Annotated in this window: 11 protein-coding genes and 2 tRNA genes; 6 read left to right on the top strand and 7 right to left on the bottom strand. The window is 59.5% G+C overall.

From position 1 onward, the window contains the following. Positions 1 to 84: 84 nt before the first annotated feature. The 3 genes from RH950_RS13100 to RH950_RS13090 all read right to left on the bottom strand — a co-directional run bounded on the left by RH950_RS13100 (position 85) and on the right by RH950_RS13090 (position 1,598). Positions 85 to 159, bottom strand: a tRNA-Asn gene (locus RH950_RS13100). Between the two features lie 202 nt (positions 160 to 361). Continuing rightward, a tRNA-Cys gene (locus RH950_RS13095) sits at positions 362 to 435 on the bottom strand. 86 nt (positions 436 to 521) lie between these two features. Continuing rightward, positions 522 to 1,598: a tartrate dehydrogenase gene (locus RH950_RS13090; protein ID WP_350057432.1), complete on the bottom strand. Its 1,077-nt coding sequence runs from the start codon at positions 1,596 to 1,598 to the stop codon at positions 522 to 524. Between the two features lie 139 nt (positions 1,599 to 1,737). Between RH950_RS13090 and RH950_RS13085 the strand changes: the two genes are divergently transcribed. The 4 genes from RH950_RS13085 (at position 1,738) to RH950_RS13070 (ending at position 7,357) form a co-directional block, all read left to right on the top strand. Further along, a complete protein-coding gene (locus RH950_RS13085) occupies positions 1,738 to 2,397 on the top strand; it encodes a protein-L-isoaspartate O-methyltransferase family protein (protein WP_350057430.1) in 660 nt (219 codons plus the stop codon). A gap of 58 nt (positions 2,398 to 2,455) precedes the next feature. Continuing rightward, positions 2,456 to 3,835, top strand: a complete 1,380-nt coding sequence (locus tag RH950_RS13080; RefSeq protein WP_350058530.1) for a TolC family outer membrane protein — start codon at positions 2,456 to 2,458, stop codon at positions 3,833 to 3,835. A 94-nt stretch (positions 3,836 to 3,929) separates the two neighbouring features. Continuing rightward, a complete protein-coding gene (locus RH950_RS13075) occupies positions 3,930 to 4,586 on the top strand; it encodes a DUF2497 domain-containing protein (protein ID WP_350057428.1) in 657 nt (218 codons plus the stop codon). Between the two features lie 128 nt (positions 4,587 to 4,714). Further along, positions 4,715 to 7,357 (top strand): valine--tRNA ligase, encoded by a 2,643-nt coding sequence (locus RH950_RS13070; protein ID WP_350057426.1) that lies wholly within the window; start codon positions 4,715 to 4,717, stop codon positions 7,355 to 7,357. 12 nt (positions 7,358 to 7,369) lie between these two features. On the opposite strand, the gene RH950_RS13065 is transcribed toward RH950_RS13070, so the two are convergent. Then, positions 7,370 to 7,816, bottom strand: coding sequence for a thermonuclease family protein (locus RH950_RS13065; protein ID WP_350057424.1), 447 nt, complete (start codon positions 7,814 to 7,816; stop codon positions 7,370 to 7,372). A gap of 27 nt (positions 7,817 to 7,843) precedes the next feature. Next, a complete protein-coding gene (locus RH950_RS13060; protein ID WP_350057422.1) occupies positions 7,844 to 8,749 on the bottom strand; it encodes an HAD-IIA family hydrolase in 906 nt (301 codons plus the stop codon). Between the two features lie 201 nt (positions 8,750 to 8,950). Between RH950_RS13060 and RH950_RS13055 the strand changes: the two genes are divergently transcribed. Next, positions 8,951 to 9,130 carry a hypothetical protein gene (locus tag RH950_RS13055; RefSeq protein WP_350057420.1) on the top strand — a complete coding sequence of 60 codons (180 nt, stop codon included), beginning with the start codon at positions 8,951 to 8,953 and terminating at the stop codon, positions 9,128 to 9,130. Positions 9,131 to 9,162: 32 nt separating this feature from the next. Next, positions 9,163 to 10,665, top strand: coding sequence for a M81 family metallopeptidase (locus tag RH950_RS13050; RefSeq protein WP_350057418.1), 1,503 nt, complete (start codon positions 9,163 to 9,165; stop codon positions 10,663 to 10,665). Between the two features lie 46 nt (positions 10,666 to 10,711). Here RH950_RS13050 and RH950_RS13045 read toward each other — a convergent pair whose 3' ends face one another. Further along, a complete protein-coding gene (locus RH950_RS13045; RefSeq protein ID WP_350057416.1) occupies positions 10,712 to 11,500 on the bottom strand; it encodes a S1 family peptidase in 789 nt (262 codons plus the stop codon). Positions 11,501 to 11,507: 7 nt separating this feature from the next. Then, the gene (gene xth / locus RH950_RS13040; RefSeq protein ID WP_350057414.1) at positions 11,508 to 12,278 is read right to left on the bottom strand and encodes an exodeoxyribonuclease III; all 771 of its coding nucleotides are present in this window, start codon (positions 12,276 to 12,278) and stop codon (positions 11,508 to 11,510) included. Between the last annotated feature and the right edge of the window lie 112 nt (positions 12,279 to 12,390).

Genomic DNA, 12,390 nt, shown 5'->3' with positions numbered 1-12,390 from the left:
GGAATGGAGGCTGGCGGCAATCGTGGGAGAAAATGTCTGCAAACAAAAAAACGGCCGAAACCGAAGTTTCGACCGCTTTTTGATTGGCTCCCCGGGACGGATTCGAACCGCCGGCCAAGTGATTAACAGTCACTTGCTCTACCGCTGAGCTACCGGGGATCAGCAGCTCGCCGGGGCTGTGCCCCAACGAGGTGGCGGTATATAGCAGCGCTTTTCGGCGAGTGCAAACCTGAAACGTGACAGCCGGGCGATTTTCGCATGAACAAAATAGCCCGTGCTCCGCCGCACCCTTGAAGCGCGCCGGATGCTCCGCAATCAGACGCAAGCTCTGGAGATGACTGGGAATTTTTCAGGGAAAAGCTGGAGGCCCGGGCCGGAATCGAACCGACGTGCAAGGATTTGCAATCCTCTGCATCACCACTCTGCCACCGGGCCAGCAGGGCGGGATAGGTAACGATCCGCTCCACGTCCGTCAATGCCTTTTCAAAAGAAGATGACCTGCAGAAATCTGATTGCGCGTTTCACACATTCCCTTTCGACAGGGCGTCGAGAACCGCGTCCGTGACCTGGCGGGTCGACGCAGATCCGCCGAGATCCCGTGGCAGAACGGAGCCATCTGCCGTCACCCGCTCGATCGCGGACATCAACCGCGACGCGGCATCCGTCTGCCCCAGATGCTCGAGCAGCATGGCGCTGCTCCAGAAGGTGCCGATCGGATTGGCCACGCCCTTGCCGGTGATATCGAAGGCCGAACCGTGAATCGGCTCGAACATGGAGGGCATGTCCCGTTCCGGTCGCAGATTGCCTGTCGGCGCGATCCCGAGCGAGCCGGTCAGGGCAGCGGCCAGATCGGACAGCACGTCGGCGTGCAGATTGGTGGCAACGACCGTATCCAGGCTCCTCGGGTCGAGCACCATCCGGGTGGTCATCGCATCGACCAGCATCTTGTCGGTCTCCACATCCGGATAGTCGGACCGGATCCGGTCGAAAACGCTGTCCCAGAACACCATGCCGTGCCGCTGTGCATTGGATTTCGTCACCAGCGTCAGTTTCTTGCGGGGCCGGGAACGCGCGAGTTCAAAGGCAAAGCGCTGGATCCGCTCCACGCCGGTCCGTGTGAAGATGGAAACGTCGAGACCGACCTCCTCCGGCAGGCCGACATGGACCCGGCCGCCGGCGCCGGCATATTCGCCTTCCGAATTCTCCCGCACGATCACCCAGTCCAGATCCTCGGCGGTGACACCGGCAAGCGGGCCCTTGATACCTGGAAGCAGACGGGCAGGGCGGACATTGGCGTATTGATCGAGTGTCTGGCAGATCTTGAGCCGCAACCCCCATAGCGTGATGTGGTCCGGAATATCGGGATCGCCGGCCGAACCGAACAGAATCGCGTCATAGTCCCGCAGGGTATCGACTCCGTCCTCCGGCATCATCACGCCATGCTTGCGATAATAGTCGCCGCCCCATGGAAAGTGTTTGAACGATAGTTCGAAATCCGGGTTGTCCGAAGCAATTGCCTCAAGGACCTCAACGCCGGCAGCGATCACTTCCGGGCCGATTCCATCGCCGGGAACAGCGGCAATCCTGTAATTTTTCATCGCTCCATCACTTCCGGCCCGTATACGGGCTCTGCTCCTTGGTGTGGTATCCTGATTGTGTTCAAATTTCTCCCAAAGTATAACTCCCTCAGGGTCGTGTATCGGCTCGTCTTTTCACATGCTGGAGCACTGTCGCGAGATGACGGACTTCGCCACTGCACGCCACAACATGGTCGAGAGCCAGATCCGGACCAACAAGGTCACGGATGCAGCAATCATCGACGCGTTCGAAATGGTGCCGCGGGAACTGTTCGTTCCCAAAAACCTCATGGGTGTCGCCTATGTCGACGAGGATCTGAACATCGGCAACGGCCGGGTCCTGATGGAACCCATGGTGTTCGCGAGGCTGCTGCAGATCGCTCTGCCGGACGCCGGTGACGAAGTGCTCGATCTGGCCTGCGGATGCGGCTATTCGACGGCCATCCTGTCGCGCCTGACCGGAACGGTCTACGGCATCGAACAGGATGAACAGCTTGTCAGCGGCGCCAATGAACGCCTCGGATCCCTCGATGTCGACAATGCCGCGGTGATTGCTGGCGATCCTCTCAGCGGCTATCCGAAAAAAGCACCATACAGCCTGATTGTGATCGGTGGCGGTGTCGAGCGCATCCCGGACACGATCACGGATCAACTTGCCGATGGTGGACGGCTGATTACGATATTATATGAAAACGGCGCCCGTCAGGGGACCGCTGTGCTGGTTGAAAAATTTGGCGCTACAGTTTCCAAGCGGGTGGTTTTCGATGCATCCGTGCCGTTGCTTCCAGAGTTCCGGAAAGAGCCGAAGTTTGTATTCTAGGCAGTCGAATTTACATTTAGATGAATCGGAAAGGTCCCGGATGACACGCGTGACGAGTATGAAAAAGCTGCACCTTACAGCGGCGATGCTGACAGTCTCAATGTGTATTCTCGGTGTTTCCGGATCGCCATCCTCTGCTGATAGCCTCTCTGATGTTTTGGCTTACACCTATCGGACAAATCCGGACCTGAACGCCGCGCGGGCCAATCTGCGGGTGATCGATGAAGGAGTTCCGCGGGCCAAGGGCGGCTGGCTTCCGAGGGTGTCCTCGACACTGTCTGTCGGATATTCACAGATCGATTCGGAGACCAACGCCTCCTCCACGGATGGCGATGTCACACCGAAAGACGCGACCATCTCGGTGACGCAGGACCTTTACCGGGGCGGACGGACCGAGGCGGACATCAACCAGTCCGAATACCGGGTTCAGCAAGAGCGGGCCAATATGTTCGACACCGAACAGAATATCCTTCTCAATGCACTCACCGTGTATATGAACGTGATTCGGGACAAGTCGGTCCTGGAGCTGCAGCAGAAAAACCGGGAACGACTCGAAACGCAGCTCCGCGCGACCCGCGACCGTTTCGAAGTCGGTGAGGTTACCCGCACGGATGTGGCCCAGTCGGAAGCTCGTGTGGCCCGGGCCGAAGCCGACCTTATCCAGGCTGAAGGCAATGTCATCAGTTCGCGTGTGGCCTTCGAGCGGGTTGTCGGAACGGTTCCCGATCAGCTGGATAGCCCGGATATCGATATCTCATTGCCCGACAGCAGGGAGAGTGCGGTCGAGCAATCCGTTATCAATAATTTCTCCCTGATTGCCGCCAAATTCGATGAGCGGCGCCTGGGCGAGGTGATTGATCTTGTCTATGGCGAATTGTTGCCGACAGTCAGCGTGATCGGCAGCGCCGATTATTCTGCCGACAGCGGTTTCAACGACGACAGGTCGACCGAGCTCAGCCTCACCGCACAGGTGATTATTCCGCTCTATCAGAAGGGGCAGGTCTCCGCCCGGGTCCGTGCTGCGAAGGAAGATGCGAACCGCTCCCGCATCGTCGTGGAGTCGATTCGCCGCAATACGGTCGACCTGGCCGCCCGCGCCTACGAGTCGTGGCAGACGGCGGTAGCGCAGATTGTTGCCCTGAAGGCCGGCGTCGATGCCGCCAATATCGCCCTGGAAGGTGTCGAGCAGGAAGCTACCGTCGGCGCCCGGACCGTGCTTGATGTCCTTGATGCGGAGCAGGAGCTGCTCGACGCGCAGGTCAGTCTGGTCAGCGCAAACCGGGATGAAGTGGTGGCTGCATATACGCTTCTGCTCGCCACGGGCAAACTCACGGCAGTCGATCTCGGTCTTGATGTAGAGTTCTATGATTATGACAAGCACTACCGGGATGTCATAGACCGCGTCTGGGGAACGGACGTTACCGGAAAGTTGCCGTGACCGTTCAGAACTACCATCAGGATGATGGGCTAGCCTTTCAAAGACTTGTAGGATAACCTTTAAGCCTATTGATTCCATGTGGGTTTGAGTCTGGATGAGTGACACGGCGCAAGAACCGTCGATGGAGGAAATCCTCGCCTCGATAAGGCGAATTATTTCCGAAGACGGTGAGGAGGGCGAAGACGCCCCAACTCCTGAAGAAGCTGCCGCGCCAGAGCCGACTCCTGAACCGGAGCCCGAGCCTGAACCGGAGCCCGAAGCTGAGCCTGAACCGGAGCCTGAACCCGAACCAGAGCCTGAAGCAGAACCGGAACCGGAGCCCGAACCGGATTTCGAGGAAGACGAAGATGTCCTCGATCTGACGGATATGGAGGAAGAACAGCCGGAGCCGCTGTTCGACGAGCAGAAATTCAAGGAAGACGAGCCGGAACCTGCTCCCGCACCGCCTCCGCCGCCCCCTCCGCCGCCGTTGCAGCAGCCGCAACAGCAGCCGAGCGAGGGACTGGTTTCCCCGCCGCAGGCCGCCGAAACGGTCGACGCGTTCAGCCGTCTGAACGAAAAGCTGAACGAGGATTATCACGAGCTGCCGATCGGCAACGGCGCCATCACGCTTGAGCGACTGACGCGGGAACTGATGCGGCCGATGCTCAAGGAATGGCTCGATCAGCACCTGCCGATGATGGTCGAACGGCTGGTCCGTGAGGAAATCGAGCGGCTGGTGATGCAGTCCCAACGGCGCGATCCCTGGTAAGAACCACCGGGTCCGGGCTTTCCGGGCTGGAATTCCAACCGATGATGCCCTAAACCTGCTCTCCTTTCGGGGAGCAGGTTCTATCTGTTTTCCGATACCGGTTTCACGACAAGGCCAAAGGCATCACCATGCTTGGAAAGACATTCGAAGCGGCCGCGGTTGAGCGGACCCATTACGAGAATTGGGAAAAAGCGGGTGCATTCGCTGCCGATCCCGGCTCGAGCAAGGTCCCGTACACCATCATGATGCCGCCGCCGAACGTCACCGGCAGCCTGCATATGGGCCACGCGCTGACCTTTACGATTCAGGACATCCTGATCCGGTACAAGCGCAAGACCGGCAAGGACGCACTGTGGCAGCCGGGCACGGACCATGCGGGTATCGCGACCCAGTCGGTCGTTGAGCGCCAGCTTGCCGCCAAGCAGATCGATCGGCGCGATATCGGCCGGGAGGCATTTGTCGAGAAGATCTGGGAATGGAAAGCCGAATCCGGCGGCACCATTACCAACCAGCTTCGCGCCCTCGGAGCCTCGCCTGACTGGCCGCGCGAACGTTTCACCATGGATGAGGGCTGTTCGGAAGCCGTCGCGAAGGTTTTCGTTGAATTGCACAAGAAGGGTTTGATCTACAAGGATAAACGCCTTGTGAACTGGGACCCGAAACTGCATACCGCAATTTCCGACCTGGAGGTCCAGCAGGTCGAGAGCAAGGGCCATCTCTGGTACTTCCGCTATCCGCTGGAAGACGATCCCAGCCGGCATATTGTCGTGGCGACAACCCGCCCGGAAACCATGCTGGGCGACAGCGGCATTGCCGTGCACCCGGATGACGAGCGCTACAAGGACCTGATCGGCAAACATGCCATTCTGCCGCTGGTCGGCCGCCGCATTCCGATCGTTGCCGACGAGTATTCAGACCCCGAGAAGGGCTCCGGCGCGGTCAAAATGACCCCGGCCCATGATTTCAACGATTTCGAGGTCGGCCGGCGGCACGATCTTGAACAGATCAACATCTTCGACAGTCAGGCCCGAATCAACGAAAACGCGCCGGAGGCCTATCAGGGGCTCGACCGGTTCGACGCCCGGAAAAAGATCGTCGCGGACATGGAAGCCGCCGGCCTTCTGGAGCAGATCGAGGATATCCAGCATACCGTTCCGCACGGTGACCGCTCCGGCGTCGAGATCGAGCCCTGGCTGACCGATCAGTGGTATTGCGACGCGGAAACCCTGGCGAAACCGGCCATTGAAGCCGTTGAAACCGGGAAAACCCAGTTCGTACCGAAGAACTGGGAGAACACCTATTTCGAATGGATGCGCAACATCCAGCCCTGGTGCATCTCGCGCCAGCTCTGGTGGGGCCATCAGATCCCTGCATGGTACGGCCCTGACGGCACGATTTTCGTCGAGGAGACGGAAGAGGCCGCCCAGGCTGCCGCGGATGCACATTACGGCGCGCCGACCGAGATCATCCGCGACGAAGACGTGCTGGATACCTGGTTTTCCTCAGCGCTCTGGCCATTCTCCACCCTCGGCTGGCCGGAAAAGACACCGGAGCTGGACCGCTATTATCCCGGCGATGTGCTCGTCACCGGCTTCGACATCATTTTCTTCTGGGTCGCCCGGATGATGATGATGGGGATTCACTTCATGGGCGAAGTGCCGTTCTCGACAGTCTATATCCACGCCCTGGTCCGCGATCAGCACGGTGCCAAGATGTCCAAATCCAAGGGCAATGTGATGGACCCGCTCGATCTGATCGAGAAATTCGGGACCGACGCGCTGCGCTTTACCCTGACGGCAATGGCTGCACAGGGCCGTGACATCAAGCTCGCCGAAAGCCGGATCGAAGGCTACCGGAACTTCACCACCAAACTCTGGAATGCCGCGCGCTACGCGGAAATGAACGAATGCACCTATGATGCGTCGTTTGATCCGAAGGCGCCCACGCAGATGGTCAATCGCTGGATCATCTCCGAGCTGGCGGAAACGGAAGCCAAGGTCTCGAAGGCGATCGAGGATTATCGGTTCAACGAAGCCGCCTCCACCCTGTACCACTTCACCTGGGGCACCTATTGCGACTGGTATCTTGAATTCACCAAGCCGATCCTTTCCGGCGCCGACAAGGCTGCGGCCGAAGAAACCCGGAAGACGACAGCTTGGGTACTGATGCAGGCCATTAACCTGCTGAATCCGCTGATGCCGTTCATCACGGAAGAGCTCTGGGGGGCTTTTGGCGGAGAAGGGCAGTTGATCACTGCAGCCTGGCCAACCGATTTGCAGGAAGCCGCCGACGCCGGCGCTGTCGCCGAAATGAACTGGGTGGTGCGGCTGATTACCGAGGTCCGTTCGATCCGTTCGGAGATGAACGTCCCGGCAGCCGCCAAGATCGACCTGATGCTGAAGGACATGTCGGCTCAGACGGCAGAGCGGCTGGAGCGGCACCGCGACGTGATCATCCGTCTGGCCCGTCTGGAAAAGGTTACGGCAACCGACGACATTCCGACCGGCGCGGTTCAGGGCGTGATCGACGAAGCCATGATCGTGCTGCCGGTCGCCGATGTGGTCGATCTGGCCCAGGAACGCGTGCGGCTGGAAAAGGATCTCGGCAAGCTGGACAGTGAAATCACCAAGCTGGACAAGAAGCTCTCGAACGAAAGCTTCGTATCCCGCGCGCCGGTTGAGGTGGTGGAAGAGAACCGCGAACGGCTGGCCGACGAAAAGGCCCGGCGCGACAAGCTCGCTGCCGCACTGGAACGGATCGCCGCTCTCTAGGGTACAGAACCGTCAGTCCTGGACACTTTCCCAAAGCCCGCGCTTCCCTGCGCGGGCTTTTTCTTCGGCCGGGCGATACGCATTGCCCGCCTCGTCCGCGACTGCCCAGCCAGCCAGAACCATCTCGTTCGAGAGATCCTTGTTCTTCACGATGCAGCGGGCATTGAAAGTTTCCACGGCCACACAGCGGGCCTGTTGATGGTCAGCCAGTGCCTGAAGGTGCTTCTTCGCCGCTGCACCGCAGAGCCAGGGCAGGGCGCCGCGCAGGCATTTCTGCCGCGGACTCGGCGCAACAATCCCGAAAAGCTTGATCACACTTCTGTCGATCTGGATGGTTCCGGCGTCAATGACCCGGGCCATGCCTTCAATGACGATCGGCTTCTTGTCCGCCGCCATTGCGGCACCGGAAAAGCCGGCGAGGCAGAGCAGCATCGAGAGCAAGAGGGCTGGCGCATGCATGCGGTTGCTCCATGTTCAGAACGGCATTCAAATCGACGGTGCGATGAAATCAGGCCAGATTCCGCTTTCTTCCGCAAGGGCAAGTGGGTCTTTCCCGCGGGTGAAGCCGGTTTCGACCAGCAGGGTCTTCATTCCTCTGGCCCGTCCGCCGAGCACATCCGTGTGCAGCGTGTCGCCGACACAGAGCACCCGCTCCGGCGGAATGTGAGCCAGATCGCGCATGGCCAGCTCATAGACCGGGGCAAAAGGCTTTCCGAGAAAGATCGGCCGGATTTCGGTCTCATCGGCGAGCTGATGTGCCAGATATCCCGGCTCCAGGCTCATGGCGTCGCTATAGGGAGCGGTCAGATCCGGGTTTCCGACAATGACCGGGCGGGGATGACGTTTGAAGCTCTCGAGAACCGGGGCGAAATCCTTGCGCCAGAAATCATCGCAATCGAGCAGCAGCAAACCGGCAGCCCCGTCGATATCCGCTTCTTCCCCAGGCCAGGCCCGGACGTCAACCGCACCGGCCGGAATCAGGCTTGGATCCAGGCCGATGGCTGCCCAGTAACCGTTTCCGCTAGGCGGAAGGCTGTCTTCGAGCAAGCTGATCCCGGCAAAAATCTCCGCTTCCTCGAACAGATACCCGCGCGCGCGATGGCTTTCACACATCGCCGCGATGCCTTTCGAGCCGTCGTTCGAGACGACACGGACGGCAACGCCTGCCTTGCGGATACACTCATAGGCCGCCGCCCCTTGCGGAATGACGGGCGGACCAAGGCTGAGAACACCGAAATTATCGAGAATCACGGCGTCGAAATCGCCGATGATCTCGGCAATGCCGGAGACCTGGCGCGGCGTGACCGGCGGCGGTGCGGGAGGTAGCCTGTGCGCCCAGCGCAGATAACCGGCCCAGGTATCGTCGAACGTCAGATATTCACGCGCACACATGCCTGTCGGTCCCTCGTTCGGTCTGAATTTGGAACCGGAGCGGTTCCAGGAGAATGGCCCCGGGCAAATTGCCTTTGCGCATGGCCCGCGTCTAAAGTGTCTGGCATTGATTACAGGCAGAGGCAGTTTCTGCCAATGCCGGGACAAGAGATGTCCGGACCGCCCACGATACGCGGTTCGCCATATCTGTATGGAACCTGAATGACACATCACGGGGATGAAACCGGAACAGGACAGGAACCGCGCCGCTGGCGCAGATCCGAGTTTGTCGGTCTTGTCGTTTTTCTTCTCATCTGCGTGGCCGTTCTGCCGTTTGTGCGGGACAGCTACATCCTCCAGGACGTCTGGGTCGCACTCTGCGGCGCTATCGGCATCAAATAGTTTAGTCATTACAACCTGACGGGAGAGCCCGAATGGCGCGGATCATCATCGGCGGCTTTCAGCACGAGACGAACACCTTTGCCCCCAGCAAGGCTGGGCTCGATGCCTTTACCAGCCCGGGAAGCTGGCCCGCACTGGTCACGGGGGAGGCGCTGTTCGACGCCGTCAGGGGCATCAATCTGTCGGTCGCGGGCTTCATCGAGCAGGCCCGGGAGCTCGGGCATGACCTGGTGCCGACCACATGGGGCGCGGCATCCCCGTCCGCCCATGTGACGAGCGAGGCGTTCGAGCATATCGCCGGGCTGATCCTGCAGGGCATTGAAGCGGCCTTGCCGGCCGACGCGCTTTATCTCTGCCTGCATGGCGCCATGGCCACGGAGACCTACGAGGACGGCGAGGGCGAGCTGTTGCGCCGGATCCGTACCCTCGTCGGCGAGGATCTGCCGGTCCTGGCCAGTCTCGACCTGCATGCCAATGTGACGCCGGAAATGGTCGGCCTGACCAACGGTCTCGTCGCCTACAGGACCTATCCGCATATCGACATGGCCGATACCGGCGCCCGGACCGCACGCCGCCTCGATCATTTGCTGAAATCCGGCCGCAAACCTGTTCACGCCTTCGAGCAGATTCCCTTCCTGATGCCTTTGGTCCGGCAATGTACGATGGCCGAGCCCGCGGCTGGCTTGTACGCCATGATTCCGGATCTTGAGGCCGCACATGGTGTGTCACTTTCCTTCGCGACAGGCTTTCCGGCGACCGACATTTATCACTGTGGCGCCTCCGTCTTCGCTTACGGTGAAACCGAAGAGGGCGTGAAACAGTCCGTGAAACAACTGGTTGATGCCGTTTGTGCAAAAGAAGCAAATTTCTCCGCCTCGCTGCCCGACCCGGACGAAGCAGTTTTTCAGGCAATGCGGATTGCGGCGTCGGCGGACCGTCCCGTGGTGATCGCGGATGTGCAGGACAATTCCGGCGGCGGCGGAGACAGCGATACGACGGGCCTGTTGCGGGCACTTGTCCGGAACGGCGCCGAAGGGGCCGCACTCGGCTTGCTGGTCGACGCAGAGTCGGCCCTAGCGGCGCATCAGGCCGGTGAGGGGGCGGAGGTCACGCTCTCCCTCGGCGGCAAGTCCGGGGTGCCGGGCGACGCGCCCTTTGAAGGGACATTCCGGGTCGAGGCCCTCTCGAACGGAGAATTCACGGCGACCGGGCCGTTCTATTCCGGCACCCACATGCGGCTCGGCCCGTCCGCCCGACTCAGCATCAATGGTGTGCAGATCGTGGTTGGCTCCCGCAAGGTGCAGATGGCGGACCGGATGATGTATCGCTTCCTCGGCATTGAGCCGGAGAAGATGAAGATCTTGGTGAACAAGAGCTCGGTGCACTACCGGGCCGATTTCGCCCCGATCGCGGCGGAAATCATAGAATGTGCGGCGCCGGGACCGGTGCTGGCCGATCCGGCGGCGCTACCGTGGAAACATCTGCGTGAAGGGCTGCGGACCCGCCCGTTGGGCGAGCCGTTCAAGCCAGGCTGAGCTAACTTACTTTCAGCGAGGCCTATTTGTGTGATGGGAGAAATTGTTACCTAGGGGGACGGTCGCGCGTTTGACCTTCGAGTAATTCTACAAGTAACTCACGTGGCCAGATCAGTCCGAGCTGTGTATCGAGAGCATCTTTTGATTTAATTCGACCGGAGTAAACACCCACGAATCGGGTCCATATCCCAGCTTCAACTTTTGTTTCTTGGTTATCAAGACGGTGGACACTCTTGCTCCGAATTATCACTGGGGAACCTGACATGCCAGGACGAGAAGCAGTGTCGACGAGCAAATGTCGTTGTTGATCCGGTGAGATCTGGGGTTCCGATGCGATGCTTCCTCGCTTCCAAACGGGCAATCCGGCGAAAATAGGCTCAAATGGATATCCGAGAACAAATACGTCGTCGCCGATCTCTATTTTTAATGGGTGCTCTTGATTTCGATTGATGGGGAAGCACGAAACAGTTTCGTCGTGCTCAAACGGAATGGCGGCAATATCCACTTTCTCCCGAAGCGTTGGATGAACCTGCCAAACCGGTAATCCGTCTGTGTCGAACAGTTTGATTTCTGAAAATTTTCCTCTGCCGAGTTCCTTTGGATCTTTAAACGCGACATGAACTCGGTCCGGCTCAGCTAACGAATTGGATAAGTGTTTTCCGGTTTCAGGATTACGGCCCGATAGATTGTGCCAATTGGTAATTAAGTAGAGACGTTCTTGATGTTCCCAGCAAAAGCAAGTTCCTCGAGCAAGTTTTGTGTCACCGAAACACATAAACATTGGCATCGTAGAAGCAGAATATGGATCTATCTGAACTGCTTTGTTCTTTTCCAAGATTAATCTACAAACTTAATTCGATCCAGACCGGGGTATGGTCCGAAGCCTTGGACTTGCCGCGCGGGCCTGAATCGATGCCTGAAGCTTTCAGCCGGTCCGCCGCCTGCGGCGACAGCAGAAGATGGTCGATCCGGACGCCGTGATCGTTCTGCCAGGCGCCGCCCTGATAATCCCAGAAGCTGTAGCGGTGCGGCGCGGTGTTATAGATCCGGTAGGCGTCGGCATAGCCGAGATTGAGAATGGACCGGTACGCGGCGCGGGATTCCGGCTGGCACAGCGCGTCGTCGGCCCAGGCCGCCGGATCGTGCACGTCTTCGTCCGCCGGCACGACATTGTAATCGCCGGCCAAGACAACCGGACCCTCGCGTCGCAGCAGGGTTTCGGCCCGGGACTGCAGGCGTTTCATCCAGCCCAGCTTGTAGCTGAACTTCTCTGTGCCGACCGGGTTGCCGTTCGGCAGATAGATCGAGGCAAAGCGGATGCCGCCGATGGTGCCTTCGACATAGCGGGCCTGCGCGTCCGCATCGTCGCCGGGCAAGCCGACCTGCGGATCCTCGATCTCGTGTCTGGAGAGGATGGCAACGCCATTATAGCTTTTCTGGCCGTGCGCCAGGATCTTGTAGCCGCGCTCCTCGATCTCAAGGCGCGGGAAATTCTCGTCCACTGTCTTGGTTTCCTGGAGCATGGCAACGTCCGGCTGGAAGCCGTCGAGCCATTCCAGCAGGTTCGGAAGCCGCGCCTTGATCGAATTGACGTTCCAGGTGGCCGCTTTCATGGGGGAGTCCGTTCCGGGGAGAGCAGGAAAATTGGCGAGCGGACAGTCTGCCCGCACAGCAGCGCGCGGCCAAGATACTTTGCCACAAGTCGCAGAAAACCGCCTGGATCAG

It is taken from the genome of Nisaea sp. (genome assembly GCF_040217065.1).
In the GTDB taxonomy this organism is placed as follows: Bacteria; Pseudomonadota; Alphaproteobacteria; order Thalassobaculales; family Thalassobaculaceae; genus Nisaea.
This window is presented reverse-complemented; position numbering and strand designations above follow the sequence as displayed.

Excerpts from the sequence above, each read along its gene's own strand:
- RH950_RS13070 (WP_350057426.1), top strand. The coding sequence starts at position 4,715 with ATGCTTGGAAAGACATTCGAAGCGGCCGCGGTTGAGCGGACCCATTAC.
- xth (WP_350057414.1), bottom strand. The coding sequence starts at position 12,278 with ATGAAAGCGGCCACCTGGAACGTCAATTCGATCAAGGCGCGGCTTCCG.
- RH950_RS13085 (WP_350057430.1), top strand. The coding sequence starts at position 1,738 with ATGACGGACTTCGCCACTGCACGCCACAACATGGTCGAGAGCCAGATC.
- RH950_RS13060 (WP_350057422.1), bottom strand. The coding sequence starts at position 8,749 with ATGTGTGCGCGTGAATATCTGACGTTCGACGATACCTGGGCCGGTTAT.
- RH950_RS13090 (WP_350057432.1), bottom strand. The coding sequence starts at position 1,598 with ATGAAAAATTACAGGATTGCCGCTGTTCCCGGCGATGGAATCGGCCCG.
- RH950_RS13055 (WP_350057420.1), top strand. The coding sequence starts at position 8,951 with ATGACACATCACGGGGATGAAACCGGAACAGGACAGGAACCGCGCCGC.
- RH950_RS13080 (WP_350058530.1), top strand. The coding sequence starts at position 2,456 with ATGAAAAAGCTGCACCTTACAGCGGCGATGCTGACAGTCTCAATGTGT.
- RH950_RS13050 (WP_350057418.1), top strand. The coding sequence starts at position 9,163 with ATGGCGCGGATCATCATCGGCGGCTTTCAGCACGAGACGAACACCTTT.
- RH950_RS13065 (WP_350057424.1), bottom strand. The coding sequence starts at position 7,816 with ATGCATGCGCCAGCCCTCTTGCTCTCGATGCTGCTCTGCCTCGCCGGC.
- RH950_RS13075 (WP_350057428.1), top strand. The coding sequence starts at position 3,930 with ATGAGTGACACGGCGCAAGAACCGTCGATGGAGGAAATCCTCGCCTCG.